We start from the raw sequence: 23678 nt of genomic DNA, 5'->3' as shown, positions 1-23678 counted from the left end.
CGCGCCGCGCGCATTTCACGTCACTTCTGCGCAACCGGCACGGCCGCCGCGCCGCTGGCCGGCGCAGGCGCGGCCACGCCGCCCGTCTCGCGCGCCATCTCCGAGACGTTCCACCCGCCGCCGAGCGCCTTCACGAGCCCGACCGACGACACCATCCGCTGCCCGGCGATCGTCGCGAGCTTCTGCTGCGCGGTGAACGCGGTGGTCTGCGCGGTCAGCACGTTCAGGTAGGCGACCGTGCCGGCCTTGTACTGGTTCGTGACGATCGCGAGCGCGTGCTCGGCGCTGTCGACGGCCTGCCGCTGCACGTCGATTTCCTGCGCGAGGATGCGCTGCGACGCGAGGTTGTCCTCGACGTCCTGGAACGCGGTGAGCACCGCCAGGCGATACGCTGCGACGTCCTGGTCGTAGGTCGCGCGCGCGGCGTCGGTCTGCGCGGCGCGCAGCCCGGCGTCGAACAGCGTGGCCGCGAGCTGCGGGCCGACCGTCCAGAAACGTGCCGGCAGCGTGAACAGCTGCGACCACACCGAGCTCTGGAAGCCGCCGGTGGCCGACAGCGTGAGCGTCGGGAAGAACGCGGAAATCGCGACGCCGATCTGCTCGTTCGCGGCCGCCGCACGGCGCTCGGCCGCCGCGATGTCGGGCCGGCGTTCGAGGATCGCGGACGGTACGTCGACCGGCGTGATCGGCGGCTCGGCCGCGAGCGGATTCGGCGGCAGCGAGAAGGTCGACGCCGGTTCGCCGATCAGCGTCGCGATCGCATGCTCGTACTGCGCGCGTGCGACGCCGTTGTCGATCGACGCCGCCTGCGCGCTCTGCAGTTGCGTCTGCGCCTGGATCACGTCCGCGCGGGCGGCGACACCCTGCGCGTACTGGTTCTGCGTGAGCGTCAGCGACTGCTGGTACGACTTCACGGTGTCGTCGAGCAGCTTCTGCAGCGCATCGGACGTGCGCAGCTGGTAATAGGTTTGCGCGAGCAGCGCCTGCTGCGACAGCCGCGCGTTCGCGAGATCGGCCGCGGCCGCCGCTTCGCCGGCGCGCTGCGCGCTGACGGTACGGCTCACCTTGCCCCACAGGTCGGGTTCCCAGCTCGCGTCGAGGCCGACGCTGTAGCTGTTGTTGATCGAGCCGGACGAGCCGCTGCCGAAACTCGACGACGAACCCGACGACACCGACGTGCGCGGCGTGCGGGCGCGCGAGCCCGACGCGGTGAGCCCGACGGTCGGGAAATACGCGGCACGCGCCTCGGTGACGAGCGCGCGCGCCTGCCGGTAAGCGGCCGCCGATTGCGCGATGGTCTGGTTCGATGCGTTGAGCTTGCCGATCAGCGCATCGAGCTGCGGATCGTTGTAGACCGTCCACCACGGGCCGCGATCGGCGCGGTCGGCGGGTTGCGCGACCTTCCAGCCGGCCGGCGCTTCCTTGTATGCGGCGGGGATCGACGTGTCGGGCCGGTGATAGTCGGGCCCGACGGCGCAGCCGGCGAGCAGCACGGCCGTCGCGAACGCGACGGCAGCGGCGAGCGGGCGGCGGTCGCGCGGGGATGGGACGTACGGCATGCGTGTGATTCCTGTCTGGGCGCGGCCCGGGGCATGGGCACGCGGGCGCGCGATGCGGCCGGCAGGCCGCTGGCGGACAAATGGTAACTGACGGCGGGATAGCTGCGCAGCCCAAAGGGTACGGTGCGCGGCGACAGGAATGTGTTACCGGCGCGGCAGGCCGGGTTACCGGGCATTACGGATCGCTTGCGGCGGATGGCGCACGCGGGGCGCGCCGCTCGCCGGCAGGCGCCGGCCGGTGAGTGTGAGTCAGTGGCAGCGTGCGGGTTCGATGGCGGCCGCGCGCCATGACGACGGCTCCGTGGCGGCCGCCGCCTTGCGTTCGCCGTTGCGTGCCCCCTTCGCGTTGCGCTGCCGGCGATGATCGAACCATGCCACCCCGAGCGCCGCGAGCGAGCCGCCCGGCACCACCAGCATCGTCACGTACAGCGCGATCTTCCAGCCGCGGTGCGGCCCGGAAAACACATGGTGAGCGGTATCGGTCAGGTTGCGGCGCAGCGCGCCGGCGGCATTTTTCAGGAACAGCATCGCGAACATCCTCGGGTGCCCGGCAGCGCGGGCGAATCGGTCAGAACATAGTCTCCGGCAGTGCAGCATGCACGTCGTAACTGGTAGTCTCGAATAATATTGACTAAGCAATCAATTTTCAAGATACTGGGCGCGTTTTTCCGACAAGGCACTATTGCTGCGCGCGCAATCGCATGACCGGCGGCCTCTACGATCCCGAGAACATCGCGCTGGAAACGAGCCTCGGCTATTACCTGTCGAAGGCGAAGCAGGCGCTCGTCGAGCGGATGGATCGCGCGCTCGAGCCGCTCGACCTCACCGCGCAGCAGATCGGCGTGATCCTGCTGCTGTCGCGTGGTTATGCGCGTACGCCGTTCGAGTTGTCCCGCAAGATGTCGTACGACAGCGGCTCGATGACCCGAATGCTCGACCGGCTCGAACGCAAGGGGCTGATTGCCCGCTCGCGCAGCGAGCAGGACCGCCGGATGATCGAGCTGACGCTGACCGAACGCGGCGCCGAAGCCGCCCGTGCGCTGCCGTCGCTGATCGCGACCGCGCTCAACGCGCAGCTCGACGGCTTCTCGGCCGACGAGCTCGCGACGCTCACCGGCCTGCTGCAGCGCTTCATCGCGAACAGCCCCGGCATCCTCGGGTGCGATTCGTCCGGCGAGCCGGACCGCTGACGCTGCGCGAGGCGTCGACATTTTGGTTAAGCGTTCGCTTATTTATCTGTCTGGGCAGAAGATGACGCGTCATACGCTCCGCTCCACGTATTTCCCGTCGTTCTCGGCCGTGCACGCCCGACGTGCGCTTTGCGCGCGCCGCGTCTAGGAGATTCCGATGTCCGCCACCACGGCATCCGCCGCCTCCCCCGCCGCCGAACCCGCTCCGCTGTCCGGCGGCGCACTCGCGCTGCTCACCGTCGGGCTGGCGCTCGGCACCTTCATGGAAGTGCTCGACACGTCGATCGCGAACGTCGCGGTGCCGACCATCTCGGGCAGCCTCGGCGTCGCGACGAGCGAAGGCACCTGGGTGATCTCGTCGTACTCGGTCGCGTCCGCGATCGCGGTGCCGCTCACCGGCTGGCTCGCGCGTCGGGTCGGCGAGGTGCGGCTGTTCACGCTGTCGGTGCTCGCGTTCACGATTGCATCGGCGCTGTGCGGCCTCGCGACCAATTTCGAGACGCTGATCGCGTTCCGGCTGTTGCAGGGCCTCGTGTCGGGGCCGATGGTGCCGCTTTCGCAGACGATCCTGATGCGCAGCTACCCGCCCGCGAAGCGCGGGCTCGCGCTCGGGTTATGGGCGATGACGGTGATCGTCGCGCCGATCTTCGGCCCGCTGCTGGGCGGCTGGATCAGCGACAACTACACGTGGCCGTGGATCTTCTACATCAACCTGCCGATCGGCGTCTTCTCGGCGACCTGCGCATATTTCCTGCTGCGCGGCCGCGAGACGAAGACGACGAAGCAGCGGATCGACGCGATCGGCCTCGCGCTGCTCGTGATCGGCGTGTCGTGCCTGCAGATGATGCTCGACCTCGGCAAGGACCGCGACTGGTTCAACTCGACCTTCATCGTCGCGCTCGCGCTGATCGCGGTCGTGTCGCTCGCGTTCATGCTCGTGTGGGAGGCGACCGAGAAGGAGCCGGTGGTCGACCTGTCGCTCTTCAAGGACCGCAACTTCGCGCTCGGCGCGATGATCATCTCGTTCGGCTTCATGGCGTTCTTCGGCTCGGTCGTGATCTTTCCGCTGTGGCTGCAGACGGTGATGGGCTACACGGCGGGCAAGGCCGGCCTCGCGACCGCGCCGGTCGGGCTGCTCGCGCTCGTGCTGTCGCCGCTGATCGGCCGCAACATGCACCGGCTCGACCTGCGCATGGTCGCGAGCTTCGCGTTCATCGTGTTCGCCGGCGTGTCGATCTGGAACTCGACGTTTACGCTCGACGTGCCGTTCAGCCACGTGATCCTGCCGCGTCTCGTGCAGGGGATCGGCGTGGCGTGCTTCTTCGTGCCGATGACGACGATCACGCTGTCGAGCATCTCCGACGAGCGGCTCGCGAGCGCGTCGGGGCTGTCGAACTTCCTGCGTACGCTGTCGGGCGCGATCGGCACGGCGGCCAGCTCGACGTTCTGGGAGAACGACGCGATCTACCACCACGCGCGGCTGTCGGAATCGGTGAGCGTGTATGCGCAGAGCACGACCGACTACCAGGGCGCGCTGTCGCAGCTCGGCATCGTCGGCCAGACGGCCAACGCGCAGCTCAACCAGCTCGTCACGCAGCAGGGCTTCATGATGGCGACCAACGACTTCTTCCTGCTGTCGGCGTTCATGTTCGGCGCGCTCGCGGCGCTCGTGTGGATCACGAAGCCGAGGAAGGGGGCCGGGCCGGCGATGGGGCATTGAGCGCGCGCCGGATCACCGCGCCCGCAACCCGCCGAATGCCAGATCGTCGCCGGGCGCGATGGGCAGCGTCGCCCGCGCGACGTCGAGCCACGCGCGCGCCGCGTGCGACAGATACCCCTTCTTCAGCCAGCCGAGCGCGATCGCCCACGTGATTTCCGGCTCGACGATCGGCCGGCACGTGAACTGGCCCGCGTCGAGCCGCCGGCAATACGGCTCGGGCAGCAGCGCGATGCCGACCCCCGCGTGCACGAGCGCGGCCATGAAATCCCAGTGGCCGCTGCGGCTCACGATCGACGGCGTGAAGCCGACCTGCCGGCACGCATCCAGCACCGCGTCGTGCAGCGCGAGGCTTTCCGCGTAGAACACGAACGACTCGCGCGCGAGATCCGCGAGCGGCACGGCCGCGTGATCCTCCCAGCGCGACTCGCGCGGCGCGACGAGCCACAACGGCGCGCGCACCATCGGCAGCCGCTCGAAGGTGCCGGGATCCACCGGCTCCAGCAGCCCGCCCAGCTCCAGCTCACCCGACGTCAGCGCGGCCTCGATCATCCGTGCGCCCTGCTCGAACAGCTTCAGCTCGATGTTCGGGTAGCGCTGCTTGTACGCGGCGATGATCGGCGTGAACAGCGAGCCGCCGAGCGGCGGGATGCCGATCGTCAGCTCGCCGCGCCCGAGCGTGCCGAGATCGTTCAGCTCCGACTGCAACTGCGCCTGCGCGGCGAGCACGTCCTGGCCGCGCTGGAACACGATCCGACCCGCGTCGGTCAGCACCATCTGCCGGCCGTCGCGCAGCAGCAGCGGCGAACCGACCTCGTCCTCCAGCGCCTTCACCATCTTGCTGATGGTCGGCTGGGTCACGAACAGCTTGTCGGCGGCCGCCGTGAAGCTCTGCTGGCGAACCACCTCGACGAAGTACCGCAGTGCGCGCAATTCCATCGGCGCCTCCCCAGATTGGTGCAACGGTCGTTGAATTCCGAATTGGAATAACAAGGATAGAGACAAGTCATTTTATTTATGGTTAGGGGAAACCTATACTCCCACCATCAACGCAATATCTGATGGAGCCCGCCATGACCAAGCCGACCGCCGCTCCCGCCGCCCGCCCCGCCGCTTCGGGCAGCATCGCGCACACGGGCCGGATCGTGCTGCAAGCCGCCGCGCTCGGCGTGCTGTGGATGGCGGTCGACTGGGCCGTGCGCAGGATCGGGCTGCCGATTCCGTCCGGCGTGATCGGCCTTGCAGTGCTCCTCGTGCTGCTGTTCTCCGGCCGCGTCGCGCCCGCGTGGGTGAAGGACGGCGCGAACTGGCTGCTGTCCGACATGCTGCTGTTCTTCGTGCCGGCCGCCGTCGCGGCCGTCCAGTACGGCGGGCTGTTCCGCGAGGACGGCTGGCGCATCGCGCTGGTGATGCTCGCCGGCACCGCGTTCGTGATGGTCGCGGTGGCCGTCGCCGTCGACCTCGCCGCGAAGCTCGAGCGCCGGCTCGCCGCGCAGCGCGTGTTCGCCGAACGCCGCCGCGCGCACGCCTGATTCCGCCCGATCCATGGCCGACGGAACCCCGATCATGCTCGCCCCGCTGTCGAGCCTGTCCGCCGACCAGGTGAATACCGCGATCTCCGTCGGCTGCTTCGTGCTGACGGTGGCGCTGTATTTCGCGTCGAAGCGGCTCTACGCGTACAGGAAAACGCTGCTGTTCTCGCCGCTCGTGTTCGTGCCGGGCGTGCTGGTGCTGCTGGTCCTGCTGACCGGCATCCCTTATTCGGTCTACTTCCGCGACACGCGCTGGCTGATGTGGCTGCTCGGCCCGGCGACGATCGCGTTCGCGGTGCCGATCTACGACTACCGCGACCTGATCCGCCGCCACTGGCTGTCGCTGTCGGTCGGCGTCGCGGTCGGGATCGGCGCGGGCGTGTGCGGGTCGCTGCTGCTCGCGAAGCTGCTGCACCTGTCGCCCGAGCTGCAGCGCTCGCTGATGACGCGCTCGGTATCGACCCCGTTCGCGCTCGCCGTGTCCGACAAGATCCATGCGCCGAAGGATCTCACCGCCCTCTTCGTGATCGCGACCGGCATCTGCGGGATGCTGCTCGGCGAGATCGTGCTCGCGCTGGTGCCGATGCGCACGCGGCTCGCGCGCGGTGCGCTGTTCGGCGCGGCCGCCCACGGCGTGGGCACTGCGAAGGCGCGCGAGATCGGCAGCGAGGAAGGCGTCGTGTCGAGCCTCACGATGATGATCGCCGGCGTCGCGATGGTGCTGATCGCGCCGCTGCTGTCGTTGTTGCCGATCTGACGGCGGCCGCCCGGCACGCCGGCGCGGCCGCCCGGCCGATCGCGGCTGCCGGCGCCCGCCCGGCCCTTTGCCGTTGCCGGCCCTCCGGCTGCCCGTCGCTGCGCCCCTCACCGCCCCGCCCGCCCGACAATCGGCTGAGATAGCCGCAAATCCCCCCTCTTTTCCACCCATCGGGCTCGGCCCGGATGCCGAACAATGCATGCTACGAGACATCACGCACGCATTCACATGGCCTCCACGACTGCAAACCCGACCGCCGACAAGCCGGCTTCGTCCGGCAAGTTCAAGCGCATCGCGCTCATCGCCGTCATCGCGCTGGGCGCGGCGGCCGCCGCAGCCGGCGGCATGTACGTGTTCCTGAGCAAGGAAGGCGTCGGCCATGCGAGCACGCCCGCCGAGCCGGCGCCGCTTGCCGCGCCGGTGTTCTTCCCGCTCGACCCGCTCACCGTGAACCTGCAGTCCGACGACGGCGCGCAGCACTACCTGCGCGTCGGCCTGTCGCTGAAGCTCACCGACCCGAAGGCGCAGGAGCAACTGACCGCGCGGATGCCGGAGATTCGCAGCCGGATCCTGCTCGCGCTGTCGAACAAGCATCCCGAGGATCTGGCGACGCCGGACGGCAAGCGCGCGCTCGCCGGCGAGCTGAAGGGCCTGATCGAGCAGCCGACGCAGCCGGGCAACCAGCGCGCGAAGGTCGACGACGTGCTGTTCACCGAATTCGTCGTCCAGTAACGCGGCCGCGAAAGGAGCGCGTATGGGCCACCAGGAGTTCATGTCCCAGGAGGAGGTCGATGCCCTCCTCAAGGGCGTCACGGGCGAAACCGATTCGGTCGACGAGCAGCGCGACACATCGGGCGTCCGCCCCTACAACATCGCGACGCAGGAGCGGATCGTCCGCGGCCGGATGCCGGGCCTCGAGATCATCAACGACCGCTTCGCGCGCCTGTTGCGGATCGGCATCTTCAACTTCATGCGGCGCACGGCGGAAATCTCCGTCAGCCAGGTGAAGGTGCAGAAGTACAGCGAGTTCACCCGCAACCTGCCGATCCCGACGAACCTGAACCTCGTGCACGTGAAGCCGCTGCGCGGCACGTCGCTGTTCGTGTTCGACCCGAACCTCGTGTTCTTCGTCGTCGACAACCTGTTCGGCGGCGACGGGCGCTTTCACACGCGCGTCGAGGGCCGCGATTTCACGGCCACCGAGCAGCGGATCATCGGCAAGCTGCTGAACCTCGTGTTCGAGCACTACACGACCGCGTGGAAGAGCGTGCGGCCGCTGCAGTTCGAATTCGTGCGCTCGGAGATGCACACGCAGTTCGCGAACGTCGCGACGCCGAACGAGATCGTGATCGTCACGCAGTTCTCGATCGAGTTCGGGCCGACGGGCGGCACGCTGCACATCTGCATGCCGTACTCGATGGTCGAACCGATCCGCGACGTGCTCGCGTCGCCGATCCAGGGCGAGGCGCTCGAAGTCGACCGCCGCTGGGTGCGCGTGCTGTCGCAGCAGGTGCAGGCCGCCGAGGTCGAGCTGACCGCGAATCTCGCCGAGATCTCGTCGACCTTCGAGAAGATCCTGAACCTGCGCGCGGGCGACGTGCTGCCGCTGGAGATCGAGGACACGATCACCGCGAAGGTCGACGGCGTGCCGGTGATGGAATGCGGCTACGGAATTTTCAATGGTCAATATGCGTTGCGCGTGCAGAAGATGATCAGCGCGGGCGACTCGATGAAGGAAGGTGGATATGAGTGAGCTGAACCAGACGGACGACCTCGACCCGCAGGCGCTGGCTGACGCCGCACTCGCGGAGACGGCGCCCGCGGCCGCGCCCGCGGCTGCCGCCGACGCCGATGAGGAGCAGGGGCTGGACGACTGGGCCGCCGCGCTCGCCGAGCAGAACCAGCAGCCGGTGCCGCCGGGCGCGACGGGCGCCGGCGTGTTCCAGCCGCTGTCGAAGGCCGCAGCCAGCTCGACGCACAACGACATCGAGATGATCCTCGACATCCCGGTCAAGATGACCGTGGAGCTCGGCCGCACGAAGATCGCGATCCGCAACCTGCTGCAGCTTGCGCAGGGTTCGGTCGTCGAGCTGGACGGCATGGCCGGCGAGCCGATGGACGTGCTCGTGAACGGCTGCCTGATCGCGCAGGGCGAGGTCGTGGTCGTCAACGACAAGTTCGGCATCCGTCTGACCGACATCATCACGCCGGCCGAACGCATCCGGAAGCTGAATCGATGAGATTCGCGCCGTCGGGCCGCCGTCTGGTTGCGTTCGCCGCGTTCGCCGCGTTCGTCGCCGAGGCGGCAAGCGCCGCCGACATGAACGCGGTGAACCACGCCGGGGCGATCGCGTCGAGCGTGACGGTCGGTTCGGCCGCGCCGACGCTGGGCATCGGCGCGATGCTGCAGACCCTAGTCGGGCTCGCGGTCGTGATCGGTCTCGTGTTCGCGTGCGCGTGGCTGGCGCGCCGCTTCGGCTTCCAGCACGTGCGCCGCGGCGGCCCGCTGAAGGTCGTGTCGAGCGTCGCGGTGGGCGCCAAGGAAAGCGCGACGATCGTCGAGATCGGCGACACCTGGCTCGTGCTCGGCGTCGCACCGGGCAACGTGCGACTGCTGCATGCGCTGCCGGCCGGCTCCGCGCCCGCCGGTGCGGCCGTCGCGGCCGATGCGCCGCCGGCCTCCGCGCCCGCTGCCGGCGACGGCCTGCCCGGCACGTTCGGCTCGCGGTTTCGCGACGCGCTCGCGGGCGAAGCCGCGAAGCGCCTCGGTCGCGGCAAGGACCGCTGAGATGCGCTCGCGCGCCCTTCCACTCACCGCATTCCGATGAAACACGCATTCCTGCATCGCGCGGCGCGCTTCGCGCCCGTGCTGATCCTCTGCCTCGCCCCCGCGCTCGCGTGCGCGCAGGCAAACGGCCTGCCCGCGTTCAACGCGAGCCCGGGCCCGCACGGCGGCACCACCTATTCGCTGAGCGTGCAGACGATGCTGCTGCTCACGATGCTGTCGTTCCTGCCGGCGATGCTGCTGATGATGACGAGCTTCACGCGCATCATCATCGTGCTGTCGCTGCTGCGCCAGGCGCTCGGCACCGCGACGACGCCGCCGAACCAGGTGCTCGTCGGCCTCGCGATGTTCCTCACCTTCTTCGTGATGTCGCCGGTGCTCGACCGGGCCTACAACGACGGCTACAAACCGTTCTCCGACGGCTCGATGCCGATGGAGCAGGCCGTGCAGCGCGGCGTCGCGCCGTTCAAGACCTTCATGCTGAAGCAGACCCGCGAGACCGATCTCGCGCTGTTCGCGAAGATCTCGAAGGCCGCGCCGATGCAGGGCCCGGAAGACGTGCCGCTGTCGCTGCTGGTGCCGGCGTTCGTCACGAGCGAGCTGAAGACCGGCTTCCAGATCGGCTTCACGGTCTTCATCCCGTTCCTGATCATCGACATGGTCGTCGCGAGCGTGCTGATGTCGATGGGGATGATGATGGTGTCGCCGTCCACCGTGTCGCTGCCGTTCAAGCTGATGCTGTTCGTGCTGGTCGACGGCTGGCAGTTGCTGATCGGCTCGCTCGCGCAGAGCTTCACGTAAGCCGCGGAGGAAACGCACGATGACGCCCGAACAGGTGATGACCCTCGCGCACCAGGCCATGATGGTCGGCCTGCTGCTCTCGGCGCCGCTGCTGCTGGTCGCGCTCGCGGTCGGCCTCGTCGTGAGCCTGTTCCAGGCCGCGACGCAGATCAACGAAGCGACGCTGTCGTTCATCCCGAAGCTGCTCGCGGTCGCCGCGACGCTCGTGATCGCCGGCCCGTGGATGATGACGACGATGCTCGACTACCTGCGGCAGACGCTGCTGCACGTCGCGACGCTCGGCGTCGGCTGAGCCGCGCGCACGCGCACGATCCGGCGGCGATGTTCTCGGTTACCTACGCGCAGCTCAACGGCTGGCTCACGGCGTTCCTGTGGCCGTTCGTGCGGATGCTCGCGCTCGTCGCGACCGCGCCCGTCGTGGGCCACGCATCGGTGCCCGCGCGCGCGAAGATCGGCCTCGCCGCGTTCATGGCGCTGGTCGTCGCGCCGACGCTCGGCGCGTTGCCGGACGTCACCGTGTTCTCCGCGCAGGGCATCTGGATCCTCGTCACGCAATTCCTGATCGGCGCCGCGATGGGCTTCACGATGCAGATCGTGTTCGCGGCCGTCGAGGCGGCCGGCGACTTCATCGGGCTGTCGATGGGGCTCGGCTTCGCCACCTTCTTCGATCCGCACACGAGCGGCGCGACGCCCGTGATGGGGCGCTTCCTGAACGCGGTCGCGATGCTCGCGTTCCTCGCGGTGGACGGCCACCTGCAGGTGTTCGCCGCGCTCACCGCGTCGTTCCAGTCGTTGCCGGTGTCGGCCGATTTGCTGCACGCGCCCGGCTGGCGCACGCTCGCCGCGTTCGGCACGACGGTATTCGAGATGGGGCTGCTGCTGTCGCTGCCGGTGGTCGCGGCGCTCCTGATCACGAACCTCGCGCTCGGCATCCTGAACCGCGCGGCACCGCAGATCGGCGTGTTCCAGGTCGGCTTTCCCGTCACGATGTTCGTCGGGCTGTTGCTCGTGCAGCTGATGGTGCCGAACCTCGTGCCGTTCGTGTCGCACCTGTTCGACATGGGGATCGATGCGATGGGGCGGGTGTTGATCGGCTGGCGCTGAGCGCGTCCCGCCCCCGTTGCCCGCCTGTTCCGCCCCCCGTTGCTGGAAAACCCCTAAAGGTTCCACCGTCCCGCGAAAGGTTGCGGAAGGTTTCGCCTCCCTATACTCGTCCCAACGATGCAGCAAGCATCGCGCCAGACGAATACAACGAACGGAGACGACCCGATGCGACCCATCCTGCGCACCCTCGCCGTGGCAGCCAGCCTGAGCTGCGCGCTCGCCGCCCACCCCGCCCTCGCCGACGACGGCGGCAAGATCACGATCATGGTCGGCGGGATCGCGAAGCTGATCTACCTGCCCGCGCGGCTCACGCAGGAGCTCGGCAACTTCAAGGCCGAAGGGCTCGACGTCGAGCTGCTGTCGCAGCCGGCCGGCGTCGACGCCGAGAACGAACTGCTGGCGGGCGCCGTGCAGGGTGTCGTCGGCTTCTACGACCATACGATCGACCTGCAGAGCAAGGGCAAGGACGTGAAGGCGATCGCCGTGTTCGGCCAGGTGCCGGGCGAAGTCGAGATGGTGTCGACCAAGGCCGCGCCCGCCTTCAAGTCGATGGCCGACGCCAAGGGCAAGACGCTCGGCGTGACGGGCCTCGGCTCGTCGACGAGCTTCCTCACGCAATATCTCGCGCTGCAGCACGGCGTGCCGTCGACCCAGTACACGATGCTGCCGGTCGGCGCCGACGCAAGCTTCATCGCCGCGATCAAGCAGGGCCGCATCGACGCGGGGATGACGACCGAGCCGACGGTGTCCGCGCTCGAGAAGATGGGCGACGCGAAGGTACTGGTCGACCTGCGCACGCTGGAAGGCACGCGCGCCGCGCTCGGCGGCACCTATCCGGCCGCGAGCCTGTACGTGCAGTCGGCGTGGGCCGATTCGCACAAGGCCGAAGCGACGAAGCTCGCGCACGCGTTCGCGAAGACGATGCAGTTCATCCACACGCACAGCGCCGAGGAAATCGCCGCGAAGATGCCGGCCGACTACCAGAAGGACAAGGCGCTGTACGTGAGCGCGCTGAAGGCGTCGCTGCCGATGTACACCGCCGACGCGAAGATGCCGGCCGACGGCCCGGCAACCGTGCTGAAGGTGCTGTCGGCGTTCAATCCGTCGGTGAAGGGCAAGCACATCGACCTGGCACGCACCTATACCAACGATTTCGTGAACGCGAAGTAATCGATCCCGGCAGCGGCGCGGGCGGCGGCGATCCCGCCGCCTTGCGTGCCCCGTTCCGGCCCGGCTGACCGGCCCGGCGTCGCCACGATGCGGCGCCCTCCTCACCCGCAGGACGAATGCGATGAACCAGGCAGTCTCCCCGAGCACACCGGCGATCGAGTTTCGCAACGTGTCGTGCCGCTTCATTTCGCCGGAAGGCAAGGCCACCGTCGCGCTGCGCGACTTCAGCATGAGCGTCGCGCGCGGCGAGTTCATCGCGATCGTCGGGCCGACCGGCTGCGGCAAGTCGACGACGCTGAACCTGATCACCGGGCTGCTCAAGCCCGCGTCGGGCGAAGTGCGCGTGATGGGCCGCCCGGTCGACGGGATCGACCCGCGCATCGGCTTCGTGTTCCAGGCCGACGCCGTGTTCCCGTGGCGCAACGTGATCGACAACGTCGCGGCGGGCCCGCTGTTTCGCGGCCGCTCGAAGGACGTCGCCTACGCGCAGGCCGAGGAATGGATCCGCAAGGTCGGCCTCGACAAGTTCACGAAACACTACCCGCACCAGCTCTCCGGCGGGATGAGGAAGCGCGTCGCGCTCGCGCAGACCTTCATCAACCAGCCGGAAATCCTGCTAATGGACGAGCCGTTCTCCGCGCTCGACATGCAGACGCGCACGCTGATGCAGGACGAGCTGCTGCAGCTGTGGTCCGCGAACAAGGGCTCGGTCGTGTTCGTCACGCACGATCTCGAGGAGGCGATCGCGCTCGCCGACCGCGTGTTCGTGCTGACCGCGCGGCCCGCGACGCTCAAGCGCGTATACGAGATCGACCTGCCGCGCCCGCGCGTCACGTCGGAGATTCGCTACGACACGCGCTTCATCGAAATTTCCAAGGACATCTGGCACGACCTGCGCGAAGAAGTGCAGATCGGCTGACAGCAGCAAGGACAGGATAGGACAGGAGCATGACCGACATGACGCTTCCCCCCACCGCCATTCCGGCGACGTCGCTCGAGGACGAGTCGCGCGCCGCGCAAACCCGGCTGCGCCGCCGCCGGCAACTGATCATCGGCCTGCGGATCGCCGTGCTCGTCGTCGTGCTCGGCGGCTGGGAACTCGCCGCGCGCCTCAAGTGGATCGATTCGTTCTTCTTCTCGCAGCCGACGCTGATCTTCGCGCAGATCCAGGACTGGTTCGTCAACGGCACGTCGCAGGGGCCGCTGCTCACGCAGGTGTGGGTGACGCTCGAGGAAACCACGATCGGCTTCCTGATCGGCTCGGTGGCCGGCGTGATCTGCGGGATCGTGCTCGGCCGCAACAAGCTGATGGCCGACGTGTTCGGGCTGTACATCCAGATCGCGAACTCGATTCCCCGCGTCGTGCTCGGCTCCGTGTTCGTGATCGCGCTCGGCCTCGGGATGGCGTCGAAGATCGCGCTGGCCGTCGTGATGGTGTTCTTCGTCGTGTTCGGCAACGCGTTCCAGGGCGTGCGCGAAGCCGACCGCTACCTGATCGCGAACGCGCAGATCCTCGGCGCGTCGCGCCGGCAGATCACGACGTCGGTCGTGATCCCGTCCGCGCTGTCGTGGATTCTCGCGAGCCTGCACGTGAGCTTCGGTTTCGCGCTGGTCGGCGCGGTCGTCGGCGAATTCCTGGGTTCCAAGCAGGGCATCGGCCTGCTAATCTCCACCGCCCAGGGCGCGTTCAACGCGAGCGGCGTGTTCGCGGCGATGATCGTGCTGGCCGTGGTCGCGCTGGCCGCCGATTACCTGCTGACGTGGCTCGAGAAGCGGCTGCTGAAGTGGCGCCCCGCGGCGTTCTGAACGCCGCCGGCGAACGCCTGACATGACACTTCCGACCGCGCCGGCGCTCCCGGCGCGGTTCGGCATTTCGGAGAAGGAGCGCAACAGGATGGCGCACAGCCTGCGCGGACGGTTGCTGTGGTGGCTGCTGCTGCCGCTCGCGGTGTTCGTGCTGATCGCGGCCGCGATGTCGTACGACACCGCTCGGACCACGGCCGGGCTCGTGCAGGACAGCGCGCTCGTCGCGTCCGCGCGCACGATCGGCGAGGACATCGAATGGCGCAACGGGCTGCCGGTCGCCGACGTGCCGCCGGCCGCGCTGGAGATCTTCGAATCGCCGTCGCGCGATTCGGTGTTCTACAAGGTGATCGACGGCCACGCGCGCCTGCTCGCGGGCACGCCGGCACTCGACGTGCCCGCGCGGCACGGCGTCGAGCCGACGCTGTATGACACGTCGCTCGACGGCGTGCCGCTGCGCGCGGTGGCCTACGATCGCCAGCTGTACGACGAGGGGCAGGTCGAGACGGTCACGGTGGTCGTCGCGAAGACGACGCGCTCGCATCGCGCGATGGTCGCCACGATCTGGCGGCCGCAGCTCGTGCGCCTGTCGCTGATGCTGATGCTCGCGATGGGGCTCGTGTACCTCGGCCTCACCTTCGAGATGCGCCCGCTGATGAAGCTGAAGGACGACGTGGCCGACCGCGGGCCGATGGAGCTGGAGCCGATCCGCCCCGAGCGGCTGCAGAACGAGCTGCGGCCGATCGTCGATGCGATCAACCAGTGCATCGCACGCCTGAACACGCACACGGCCACGCAGCGCCGCTTCATCGCGGATGCCGCGCACCAGCTGCGCACGCCGATCGCGGTGCTCGACACGCAGATCCAGTACGCGCAGCAGCGCGGGCACGACGATCCGGATCTCGCGTCGGTGCTCGACAGCATGCAGCGCAGCAGCCGCAAGATGGCCGACGTGACCGACAAGCTGCTGCTGCTCGCGCATGCGGAGGCCACGCCGTCGACGCTGCTGACCCATCGCGTCGATCTCGCGGCCGTGGTGTCGAGCGTGCTCGAGGAAACGATCGTGCTCGCGCAGCGGCGCAATATCGATCTCGGCGCCGATCTCGGCGAGCGGCTCGACGTCGCCGGCAGCGACAGCCTGCTGACCGCGCTGGTGATGAATCTCGTCGACAACGCGGTGCGCTACACGCAGCCCGGCGGCTGCGTGACGGTAGCCGCGCGCCGCGACGGCGACACGATCGTGCTCGAGGTGGTCGACAACGGCCCCGGCATCCCGGCCGAAGCGCGGCCGCACGTGTTCAAGCGGTTCTACCGCGTGTCGGCCGACACCGAGGGCTCGGGCCTCGGCCTCGCGATCGTCCGCGAGATCGCACAGGCGCACGGCGGCAGCGCGTCGCTCGCGCCGGGGCCCGGCAATCGCGGTATCGTCGTGACCGTACGGCTGCCCGCCTACGATTGAAGAGAAAGCCGTCATGAAACTCCTGCTGGTCGAAGACAACGCCGAACTCGCGCACTGGATCGTGAACCTGCTGCGCGGCGAGGATTTCGCGGTCGATTCCGTCGGCGACGGCGAGCGCGCGGACACGGTACTGAAGACCGAGCGCTACGACGCAGTGCTGCTCGACATGCGCCTGCCCGGCATCAGCGGCAAGGAGGTGCTCGCGCGGCTGCGGCGCCGCAACGACAACGTGCCGGTGCTGATGCTGACCGCGCACGGCTCGGTCGACGACAAGGTCGACTGCTTCGGCGCGGGCGCCGACGATTACGTCGTGAAGCCGTTCGAATCGCGCGAACTGGTCGCCCGGATTCGCGCGCTGATCCGCCGGCAGGCCGGCGTCGGCACGACCCAGCTCGTGTGCGGCGATCTCGTCTATGCGTTCGGCACGCGCGAATTCCGCTGCAACGGTGCTCGCGCTGCGCCGCCGCGAGCACGCGATCCTCGAGACGCTGATGTTGCAGCAGAACAAGACGGTGTCGAAGGCGCGGCTGATGGACAGCGTGTTCGCGCTCGACGACGAGCCGAGCGCCGACGCGATCGACATCTACATCCACCGGCTGCGCAAGCATCTCGCGGGCAGCACGGCCGAGATCATCACGCTGCGCGGGCTGGGTTACATCCTGCGCATGAAGACCGCGCAAGGCTGACGCTGCGTAACCCCACGGGCTGCCGCCGGCGCGGCAGCGCTTGCGCACGCCCCGCGGATTGCAGGCCAATACGGTCGATCGCGGCCCGCTCACTGTTGTATTCACGCACACATGCCGGGATTGCCTGCGCGGCGCCACGATCCCGCTCTGCCCCGTCCCGCGGGCCTCGGCGCCCTTCAGGACTCCGGTGCACCGCTGTCGTTCGGTGTTTTCACCGATCCGATCCACCAGCCCGCGAAAGCGGCGCGAAGGGTTGCCCGACCTACGATGCTACGCGTCGGCCCTCTCGCTGTGGCCGGCAAGAGTCGGCAGACATTACGTACTGCAAACGACAAGATTTCAATGCGGCAGCTCGGAGGAGACGATCTTGAAACGAAAAACCCTTGCCCTTTCCATCGCGGCGGCCGGCCTGTGCGCCGGTACCCACGCGCACGCGCAGTCGAGCGTGCAGCTCTACGGCCTGATGGACCTGAGCTTTCCGACCTACCGGACCCATGCCGACGCGAACGGCAATCACGTGATCGGGATGGGCAACGAAGGCGAGCCGTGGTTCAGCGGCAGCCGCTGGGGCCTGCGCGGCGCAGAAGACATCGGCGGCGGCACGAAGATCATCTTCCGCCTCGAAAGCGAATTCGTGGTCGCGAACGGCCAGATGGAAGACGAAGGCCAGATCTTCGACCGTGACGCGTGGGTCGGCGTCGAGGACGATCGCTTCGGCAAGCTGACGGCCGGCTTCCAGAACACGATCGCGCGCGATTCGGCCGCGATCTACGGCGATCCGTACGGCTCCGCGAAACTGTCGACCGAGGAAGGCGGCTGGACCAACTCGAACAACTTCAAGCAGATGATCTTCTACGCGGCCGGCCCCACCGGCACGCGCTACAACAACGGCGTCGCGTGGAAGAAGCTGTTCAGCAACGGCATCTTCGCGAGCGCCGGCTACCAGTTCAGCAACTCGACCTCGTTCGCGACCGGCTCCGCGTACCAGGCCGCGCTCGGCTACAACGGCGGGCCGTTCAACGTGTCGGGCTTCTACAACCACGTGAACCACAACGGCTACCGCAACCAGACGTTCTCGGTCGGCGGCAACTACACGTTCGACATCGTGCGCCTGAACGCCGGCTACTTCCGCTACAACGGCGACCAGGGCGCGCTCGGCCAGCGTCACGACGATTCGTGGACGGTGTCGATGAAGATCGCGCCGAAGGGCGCGCTCGACTACGAGCTGGGCTACCAGCAGATGCGCATCAAGAACGCCGCGAACGACGCCGACGGCTTCACGCCGAACGCGAACCTCGGCGCATTCAGCCTGACCAACGGCGTCGCCAACGGCTTCAAGGAGACGATCTACGGGTCGGTGTTCTATCACCTGAGCAAGCGCACCGAGGTGTACCTGGCCGGCGACTACATGAAGCTGCACGGCGGCTACACGGCTGCGTCGACGTTCGGCGCGAAGAACCAGCTCGAACTGACGTCGGGCATCCGCACGCGTTTCTGACCCTCTTCCGACCCCGTGCGGGGCGCCTCGCGCCCTGCCCGGGACCCTCATTCACGCATGCTCCCTCGGGGCACGCCGGCGCACCGCGTCGTCCGTGCCCCTTTTTTTCGTCCCCTGTTCCGGCCCGCCCGCCGCGCGCTGCGACAACGCGGCCGATGCCCCGCCGCGCCCGTCCGGCGGGCGATCCCGCTCGTCGGAGCGGTTTGAGGCGCACGACGGCGCTTGACCTCGGCCGGTCGACTCGATAGCGTTTCGGGTTTGCCCGCGGCGGCCCCCTCTGCCGGCCGCCGGCATCGCGACAGCGCCCGACGTCCTGGCGCGCGCGGCCGGGCTCCGATGGAAAAGACGATGCAGAAACTCGATGCGGCCAGCCCGCAGGCGATGTCGACGGATTTCACCGCCGACAACGTCGCGCGCCTGAAGGCGCTGTTCCCCGAACTCGTGACCGAAGGCCCCGGCGGCGCGTCGGTCGACGTCGACGTGCTGAAGGCGCTGGTCGGCGAACGCACGGTCGGCGACGCCGAAGAACGCTACGGCTTCCACTGGCACGGCAAGCGCAGCGCGCGCCAGGCCGCGCTCACGCCGTCGACGGGCACGCTGCGGCCCTGCCCCGACGACAGCGTCGCATGGGACGACACGCGCCATCTCGTGATCGAGGGCGACAACCTCGACGTGATGAAGCTGCTGCACAAGAGTTACGCCGGCAAGGTGAAGCTCGTCTACATCGACCCGCCGTACAACACCGGCAGCGATTTCGTCTATCCGGACGACTTCAGCGACAGCATCCGCCACTACCTGGCGATGACGGGGCAAACCCAGGGCGGCGTGAAGCGCAGCACCAATACCGAGGCGAACGGCCGGTTCCACACCGACTGGCTGAACATGATGTATCCGCGCCTGAAGCTCGCGCACGCGCTGCTGTCCGACGAAGGGCTGATCGCGGTGCACATCGACGAGCACGAAGTGCACGCGCTGGTGCTGATGCTGCGCGAGATCTTCGGCGAGGAGAACGAGCTCGGCGTGGCCGTGTGGGACAAGCGCAACCCGAAGGGCGACGCACGCGGCGTCGCGTACCAGCACGAATCGCTGGTGCTGTTCGCGCGCAACGCCGAGACGCTGCTCGAACGGGCGCCGCTCAAGCGCCCGAAGCGCAATGCGCAGCGCATGCTCGACGCCGCGCACGACGCCGTATACCGCAGCGGCAACGCGAAGGACGCGCAGAAGGCGTATCGCGCGTGGATGAAGGCGCAGACCAACCTGTCCGGCGGCGAGGTGATGTACGACCGGCTGTCGGAAGACGGCCGCGTCTACCGCCTCGTGTCGATGGCCTGGCCGAACAAGAAGAAGGCGCCGGAAGAGTATTTCACGCCGCTGATCCACCCCGTCACCGGCAAGCCGTGCGCGATGCCGGCGCGCGGCTGGCGCAACCCGCCCGCGACGATGCAGGCGCTGATCGAGCGCGGGCAGATCGAATTCGGCCCGGACGAGACCACGCAGCCGCAGCGGATCTACTACCTCGACGAGAACATGTACGAGAACGTGCCGTCGGTGCTGCCGTTCGCCGGCTCCGACGACGCGCTGCTGAAGACGCTCGGCATCCCGTTCGACCTGCCGAAGCCGGTCGATTTCGCGGCGGCCGTGATCGGCTGGTGCACGCGCGGCGACGACATCGTGCTCGACTGCTTCGCGGGCTCCGGCTCGACCGCCCACGCGGTGATGCAGGTGAACGCGACCGACGGCGGCGCGCGCCGCTACGTGCTCGTGCAGCTCCCCGAAGCGCTCGACCGCCGCGACAAGACGCAACAGGCGGCCGCCGATTTCTGCGCGAAGCTGAAAAAGCCGCTGACGCTCGCCGAAATCACCAAGGAGCGCCTGCGCCGCGCCGCGCAGCAGGTCGCGCGCGATTACCCGGAAAGCTATGGCGACCTCGGTTTCCGCGTGTACCGGCTCGACACGACCAACGTGATCGAGTGGGACCCGCGCCGCGACGACTTCGACCATGCGCTGTTCGCCTCCGTCGAGCACGTGAAGACCGGCCGCACCGAAGACGACCTGCTCGCCGAACTGACGCTGAAGCTCGGCCTCGACCTGTGCACGCCGGTCGAGCATCACCAGGTGGCCGGCAAGACCGTGCACCTGATCGGCCGCGCGATCGTCGCGTGCTTCGATGCGCGCATCTCGCGCGACGACGCGGGCCCGCTCGCCGACGGCATCGTCGACCTGCTCGATGCGACCGGCACGACGCACGACGTCACGTGCCTGTTCCGCGACAGCGGCTTCGTCGACGACGTCGCGAAGCTCAATCTCGCCGCGCTGCTCGAACAGCACGGCGTGAAGCGCGTGCGGAGCCTGTGATGCGGCTGCATTTCGAAGCGGATCTCGACTACCAGCGCGAAGCGATCGACGCCGTCTGCGACCTGTTTCGCGGCCAGGAATCGTATCGCGGCGACTTCAGCGTGCTCGCGAACGCCGCGCCCGGCACGACGGCCGCCGCGCAAGGCTCGCTCGGCTTCGCGGTGTCGGAACAGGGCGTCGGCAACCGGCTGTCGCTGACCGACGACGCGCTCGCGCGCAATCTCGCCGACGTGCAGCTGCGCGGCGGGCTGCCGCCGTCCGGCCAGCCCGGCTCGCGCGACTTCACCGTCGAGATGGAGACCGGCACCGGCAAGACCTACGTGTACTTGCGCACGATCTTCGAGCTGAACCGCCGCTACGGCTTCACGAAGTTCGTGATCGTCGTGCCGTCGATCGCGATCAAGGAAGGCGTGCACAAGACGCTGTCCATCACCGAGGATCACTTCCGCGCGCTGTACGCGGGCGTGCCGTACGACTACTTCCTGTACGACTCCGCGAAGCTCGGCCAGGTGCGCCACTTCGCGGCGAGCGCGGCGATCCAGATCATGGTGATGACGGTGGCCGCGATCAACAAGAAGGAAATCAACAACCTCTACAAGGACAGCGAGAAGACCGGCGGCGAGAAGCCGATCGACCTGATCCGCGCGACGCGGCCGATCGTGATCGTCGACGAGCCGCAAAGCGTCGACGGCGGGCTCGAGGGGCGCGGGCGCGAAGCGCTCGCCGCGATGGCGCCGCTCTGCACGCTGCGCTATTCGGCCACGCACGTCGACCGTCACCACATGGTGTACCGGCTCGACGCGGTCGACGCGTACGAGCGCAAGCTCGTCAAGCAGATCGAGATCGCGTCGGCGATCGTCGAGGATGCGCACAACAAGCCGTACGTGCGGCTCGTCGGCGTGTCGAACCGGCGCGGCGCGATCAGCGCGCGTATCGAACTCGACGTCGCGACCGCGGCCGGCGTGAAGCGCCAGATCGTGTCGGCCACCGACGGCGACGATCTCGAGCGGCTGACGAAACGCGCGCTGTATGCGGGGCTGCGGATCGGCGAGGTGCATGCGGTGAAGGGCGCCGAGTACGTCGAGCTGCGCCATCCGGAAGGCGAGGCGTTCCTGTCGCTCGGCGAGGCATTCGGCGACATCGACACGCTCGCCGTGCAGCGCGAGATGATCCGCCGCACGATCCGCGAGCATCTCGACAAGGAACTGCGCCTCGCGGAGCGCGGCGTGAAGGTGCTGTCGCTGTTCTTCGTCGATTCGGTCGAGCGTTATCGCCGCTACGACGAGAACGGGATGCCCGCGAAGGGCGATTACGCGCTGATCTTCGAAGAGGAATATGCGCGTGCGGCGCGCGTGCCGGCCTATCGTGCGCTGTTCGACGGCGTCGACGTCGCGCTCGAAGTCGGGCGCGCGCACAACGGCTACTTCTCGATCGACCGCAAGGGCGGCTGGACCGACACGAGCGAGAGCAGCGCGGCGGCCCGCGAGAACGCGGAACGCGCGTACGGCCTGATCATGCGCGAGAAGGAAGCGCTGCTGTCGTTCGACACGCCGCTGAAGTTCATCTTCTCGCACTCGGCGCTGAAGGAAGGCTGGGACAACCCGAACGTATTCCAGATTTGCACGCTGCGCGACATCCAGACCGAGCGCGAACGCCGCCAGACGCTCGGCCGCGGGCTGCGCCTCGCGGTCGACCAGGACGGCGAACGCGTGCGCGATCCGGGCGTGAACACGCTCACGGTGATCGCGACCGAACGCTACGAGTCGTTCGCGGAGAACCTGCAGAAGGAAATCGAGGCCGATACGGGCATCCGGTTCGGGATCGTCGAGGAACACCAGTTCGCGGCGCTGCCCGTGCAGGAAGGCGACGCGCCCGCGCATGCGCTCGGCATCGAGCTGTCGCGCGTGCTGTGGAACCACCTGCGCGAGCAGGGTTACGTCGATGCGCAGGGCAAGGTGCTCGACCGGCTGAAGGATGCGCTGCGCCAGAGCGCGCTGGTGCTGCCCGACGCGTTCGAGTCGCTGCGCGCGCCGATCGTCGCGACGCTGCGCAAGCTGTCGGGCCGCTTTGCCGTGCGCAACGCGGACGAGCGCCGCGCGATCGCGCTGCGGCGCGATGCGTCGGGCAAGGCCGTCGTGTTCGGCGAGGATTTTCGCGCGTTGTGGGACCGCATCCGTCATCGCACCGTGTACCGCGTCGAGTTCGACAACGCGAAGCTCGTGCGCGACTGCGCGGCCGCGCTGCACGACGCGCCGGACATCGCGCGCGCGCGGCTGCAGTGGCGCAAGGCCGAGATCGACATCGGCAAGGCCGGCATCGAGGCGATCGAGGTGGCCGGCGCCGGCACGGTGCTGCTCGACGAAGGCGAACTGCCGCTGCCGGACCTGCTCACCGAGCTGCAGGACCGCACGCAGCTCACGCGCCGTTCGCTCGCGACGATCCTGGCCGACAGCGGCCGGCTCGACGATTTTCGCGTGAATCCGCAGCAGTTCATCGCGGTCGCGGCCGAGGCGATCAACCGCTGCAAGCGCCACGCGCTGGTCGCGGGCATCGCGTATCGGAAGCTCGGCGAGCGCCATGTGCACGCGCTCGAATCGTTCGAAAGCGAGGCACTGACCGGTTACCTGCGCAACCTGCGGCCCGATGCGCGGAAGTCGATCCACGAGGCGGTCGTGTGCGAGACGGACGCGGAGCGCGCGTTCGCCGATGCGCTCGAAGCGCACGACGACGTGAAGCTGTACGCGAAGCTGCCCGCGTGGTTCCGCGTGCAGACACCGCTCGGCAGCTATCACCCCGACTGGGCCGTGCTCGCGGAGCAGGACGGCGGCGAGCGGCTGTACTTCGTCGTCGATACGCCGCGCAGCGCCGACGACGAAGCGCCGCGCGAGCACGAGCGTGCGAAGCTCGCGTGCGGCGAAGCGCATTTCCGCGCGCTGGTGGACGGCGACGGCGCGGCGCGTTTCGTGCGGGCGCGGGACGTCGATGCGCTGTTCGCGCGCGAGCCGCTCGCGAGCGGCGAACGGTAACGCGACGGGGCGGCCGCGCCTGCGCCCGCCCCGCTCTTTTCCCCTCCTTTCCCCCTTGCTCGGCCGACCCGCGCCCCGCATGTCGCAGCGCCGCAAAACCGGTTCCCCCTTCCATCCGCCTGCGTGCCGTTGCCTGCCTGAAAGCCTGCCGCGCACCGCGTTTTCGCCAGCCGGTTACGCCTCGTTGCAAATTTGAAGAAATGCAGCGACGGGCCGGCACTATGCTCCGGGCACCC

20 protein-coding genes and 2 pseudogenes are annotated in these 23678 nt (G+C 68.4%); 19 read left to right on the top strand and 3 right to left on the bottom strand.

Features of this window, described 5'->3' with window-relative positions; genetic code table 11:
* Positions 1-41 precede the first annotated feature (41 nt).
* Positions 42-1559: pseudogene (locus WT26_RS03610) on the bottom strand (efflux transporter outer membrane subunit); the annotation flags it as partial.
* 249 nt (positions 1560-1808) lie between these two features.
* Positions 1809-2096 carry a multidrug ABC transporter ATPase gene (locus tag WT26_RS03605; protein ID WP_069272206.1) on the bottom strand — a complete coding sequence of 96 codons (288 nt, stop codon included), beginning with the start codon at positions 2094-2096 and terminating at the stop codon, positions 1809-1811.
* A gap of 164 nt (positions 2097-2260) precedes the next feature.
* Here WT26_RS03605 and WT26_RS03600 point away from each other — a divergent pair, with 164 nt between their 5' ends.
* Together WT26_RS03600 and WT26_RS03595 are read left to right on the top strand one after the other, a co-directional pair.
* The gene (locus WT26_RS03600; protein ID WP_069272205.1) at positions 2261-2749 is read left to right on the top strand and encodes a MarR family winged helix-turn-helix transcriptional regulator; all 489 of its coding nucleotides are present in this window, start codon (positions 2261-2263) and stop codon (positions 2747-2749) included.
* Positions 2750-2906: 157 nt separating this feature from the next.
* Positions 2907-4469, top strand: coding sequence for a DHA2 family efflux MFS transporter permease subunit (locus WT26_RS03595; RefSeq protein WP_059527864.1), 1563 nt, complete (start codon positions 2907-2909; stop codon positions 4467-4469).
* Between the two features lie 12 nt (positions 4470-4481).
* On the opposite strand, the gene WT26_RS03590 is transcribed toward WT26_RS03595, so the two are convergent.
* The gene (locus WT26_RS03590; protein WP_069272204.1) at positions 4482-5405 is read right to left on the bottom strand and encodes a LysR family transcriptional regulator; all 924 of its coding nucleotides are present in this window, start codon (positions 5403-5405) and stop codon (positions 4482-4484) included.
* A gap of 134 nt (positions 5406-5539) precedes the next feature.
* Here WT26_RS03590 and WT26_RS03585 point away from each other — a divergent pair, with 134 nt between their 5' ends.
* From WT26_RS03585 to WT26_RS03505, 17 genes and pseudogenes are all read left to right on the top strand, one after another.
* Positions 5540-5998, top strand: coding sequence for a CidA/LrgA family protein (locus WT26_RS03585; protein WP_069272203.1), 459 nt, complete (start codon positions 5540-5542; stop codon positions 5996-5998).
* A gap of 34 nt (positions 5999-6032) precedes the next feature.
* A complete protein-coding gene (locus tag WT26_RS03580) occupies positions 6033-6755 on the top strand; it encodes an LrgB family protein (protein ID WP_069273678.1) in 723 nt (240 codons plus the stop codon).
* Positions 6756-6950: 195 nt separating this feature from the next.
* Positions 6951-7487 (top strand): flagellar basal body-associated protein FliL, encoded by a 537-nt coding sequence (fliL, locus tag WT26_RS03575; RefSeq protein ID WP_069272202.1) that lies wholly within the window; start codon positions 6951-6953, stop codon positions 7485-7487.
* A 22-nt stretch (positions 7488-7509) separates the two neighbouring features.
* Positions 7510-8508, top strand: a complete 999-nt coding sequence (fliM, locus tag WT26_RS03570) for a flagellar motor switch protein FliM (RefSeq protein ID WP_059687930.1) — start codon at positions 7510-7512, stop codon at positions 8506-8508.
* Complete coding sequence (fliN, locus tag WT26_RS03565) at positions 8501-8995, top strand: flagellar motor switch protein FliN (protein ID WP_069272201.1); 495 nt, start codon at positions 8501-8503, stop codon at positions 8993-8995. The genes fliM and fliN overlap by 8 nt, the downstream gene beginning before the upstream one ends.
* Complete coding sequence (fliO, locus tag WT26_RS03560) at positions 8992-9543, top strand: flagellar biosynthetic protein FliO (protein ID WP_069272200.1); 552 nt, start codon at positions 8992-8994, stop codon at positions 9541-9543. Before fliN ends, fliO begins: the two co-directional genes overlap by 4 nt.
* 36 nt (positions 9544-9579) lie before the next feature.
* Positions 9580-10341: a flagellar type III secretion system pore protein FliP gene (fliP, locus tag WT26_RS03555; RefSeq protein ID WP_027788754.1), complete on the top strand. Its 762-nt coding sequence runs from the start codon at positions 9580-9582 to the stop codon at positions 10339-10341.
* Positions 10342-10360: 19 nt separating this feature from the next.
* Complete coding sequence (gene fliQ, locus WT26_RS03550) at positions 10361-10633, top strand: flagellar biosynthesis protein FliQ (RefSeq protein WP_021162238.1); 273 nt, start codon at positions 10361-10363, stop codon at positions 10631-10633.
* Between the two features lie 29 nt (positions 10634-10662).
* Positions 10663-11445: a flagellar biosynthetic protein FliR gene (gene fliR, locus WT26_RS03545; RefSeq protein WP_069272199.1), complete on the top strand. Its 783-nt coding sequence runs from the start codon at positions 10663-10665 to the stop codon at positions 11443-11445.
* A 165-nt stretch (positions 11446-11610) separates the two neighbouring features.
* Positions 11611-12615 carry an ABC transporter substrate-binding protein gene (locus tag WT26_RS03540; RefSeq protein ID WP_059528314.1) on the top strand — a complete coding sequence of 335 codons (1005 nt, stop codon included), beginning with the start codon at positions 11611-11613 and terminating at the stop codon, positions 12613-12615.
* A 121-nt stretch (positions 12616-12736) separates the two neighbouring features.
* Positions 12737-13534: an ABC transporter ATP-binding protein gene (locus WT26_RS03535; protein ID WP_027788757.1), complete on the top strand. Its 798-nt coding sequence runs from the start codon at positions 12737-12739 to the stop codon at positions 13532-13534.
* Positions 13535-13563: 29 nt separating this feature from the next.
* Positions 13564-14421 carry an ABC transporter permease gene (locus WT26_RS03530; protein ID WP_107938093.1) on the top strand — a complete coding sequence of 286 codons (858 nt, stop codon included), beginning with the start codon at positions 13564-13566 and terminating at the stop codon, positions 14419-14421.
* Positions 14422-14509: 88 nt separating this feature from the next.
* The gene (locus WT26_RS03525; protein WP_059667758.1) at positions 14510-15877 is read left to right on the top strand and encodes a sensor histidine kinase; all 1368 of its coding nucleotides are present in this window, start codon (positions 14510-14512) and stop codon (positions 15875-15877) included.
* A gap of 13 nt (positions 15878-15890) precedes the next feature.
* Positions 15891-16563, top strand: a pseudogene (locus WT26_RS03520) (response regulator).
* A gap of 367 nt (positions 16564-16930) precedes the next feature.
* Positions 16931-18061: a porin gene (locus WT26_RS03515; protein ID WP_059667740.1), complete on the top strand. Its 1131-nt coding sequence runs from the start codon at positions 16931-16933 to the stop codon at positions 18059-18061.
* Between the two features lie 336 nt (positions 18062-18397).
* A complete protein-coding gene (locus WT26_RS03510) occupies positions 18398-20416 on the top strand; it encodes a site-specific DNA-methyltransferase (protein WP_059667741.1) in 2019 nt (672 codons plus the stop codon).
* Positions 20416-23442 carry a type III restriction-modification system endonuclease gene (locus WT26_RS03505; RefSeq protein ID WP_069272198.1) on the top strand — a complete coding sequence of 1009 codons (3027 nt, stop codon included), beginning with the start codon at positions 20416-20418 and terminating at the stop codon, positions 23440-23442. Before WT26_RS03510 ends, WT26_RS03505 begins: the two co-directional genes overlap by 1 nt.
* The last annotated feature ends 236 nt before the right edge of the window (positions 23443-23678 follow it).

This window comes from Burkholderia cepacia (genome assembly GCF_001718835.1).
Classification (GTDB): domain Bacteria; phylum Pseudomonadota; class Gammaproteobacteria; order Burkholderiales; family Burkholderiaceae; genus Burkholderia; species Burkholderia cepacia_F.
Note: the sequence above shows the minus strand (reverse complement) of the source record. Positions and strands in the feature narration are given on the sequence as shown.

Excerpts from the sequence above, each read along its gene's own strand:
- WT26_RS03605 (WP_069272206.1), bottom strand. The coding sequence starts at position 2,096 with ATGTTCGCGATGCTGTTCCTGAAAAATGCCGCCGGCGCGCTGCGCCGC.
- WT26_RS03600 (WP_069272205.1), top strand. The coding sequence starts at position 2,261 with ATGACCGGCGGCCTCTACGATCCCGAGAACATCGCGCTGGAAACGAGC.
- WT26_RS03595 (WP_059527864.1), top strand. The coding sequence starts at position 2,907 with ATGTCCGCCACCACGGCATCCGCCGCCTCCCCCGCCGCCGAACCCGCT.
- WT26_RS03590 (WP_069272204.1), bottom strand. The coding sequence starts at position 5,405 with ATGGAATTGCGCGCACTGCGGTACTTCGTCGAGGTGGTTCGCCAGCAG.
- WT26_RS03585 (WP_069272203.1), top strand. The coding sequence starts at position 5,540 with ATGACCAAGCCGACCGCCGCTCCCGCCGCCCGCCCCGCCGCTTCGGGC.
- WT26_RS03580 (WP_069273678.1), top strand. The coding sequence starts at position 6,033 with ATGCTCGCCCCGCTGTCGAGCCTGTCCGCCGACCAGGTGAATACCGCG.
- fliL (WP_069272202.1), top strand. The coding sequence starts at position 6,951 with ATGCATGCTACGAGACATCACGCACGCATTCACATGGCCTCCACGACT.
- fliM (WP_059687930.1), top strand. The coding sequence starts at position 7,510 with ATGGGCCACCAGGAGTTCATGTCCCAGGAGGAGGTCGATGCCCTCCTC.
- fliN (WP_069272201.1), top strand. The coding sequence starts at position 8,501 with ATGAGTGAGCTGAACCAGACGGACGACCTCGACCCGCAGGCGCTGGCT.
- fliO (WP_069272200.1), top strand. The coding sequence starts at position 8,992 with ATGAGATTCGCGCCGTCGGGCCGCCGTCTGGTTGCGTTCGCCGCGTTC.
- fliP (WP_027788754.1), top strand. The coding sequence starts at position 9,580 with ATGAAACACGCATTCCTGCATCGCGCGGCGCGCTTCGCGCCCGTGCTG.
- fliQ (WP_021162238.1), top strand. The coding sequence starts at position 10,361 with ATGACGCCCGAACAGGTGATGACCCTCGCGCACCAGGCCATGATGGTC.
- fliR (WP_069272199.1), top strand. The coding sequence starts at position 10,663 with ATGTTCTCGGTTACCTACGCGCAGCTCAACGGCTGGCTCACGGCGTTC.
- WT26_RS03540 (WP_059528314.1), top strand. The coding sequence starts at position 11,611 with ATGCGACCCATCCTGCGCACCCTCGCCGTGGCAGCCAGCCTGAGCTGC.
- WT26_RS03535 (WP_027788757.1), top strand. The coding sequence starts at position 12,737 with ATGAACCAGGCAGTCTCCCCGAGCACACCGGCGATCGAGTTTCGCAAC.
- WT26_RS03530 (WP_107938093.1), top strand. The coding sequence starts at position 13,564 with ATGACCGACATGACGCTTCCCCCCACCGCCATTCCGGCGACGTCGCTC.
- WT26_RS03525 (WP_059667758.1), top strand. The coding sequence starts at position 14,510 with ATGGCGCACAGCCTGCGCGGACGGTTGCTGTGGTGGCTGCTGCTGCCG.
- WT26_RS03510 (WP_059667741.1), top strand. The coding sequence starts at position 18,398 with ATGGAAAAGACGATGCAGAAACTCGATGCGGCCAGCCCGCAGGCGATG.
- WT26_RS03505 (WP_069272198.1), top strand. The coding sequence starts at position 20,416 with ATGCGGCTGCATTTCGAAGCGGATCTCGACTACCAGCGCGAAGCGATC.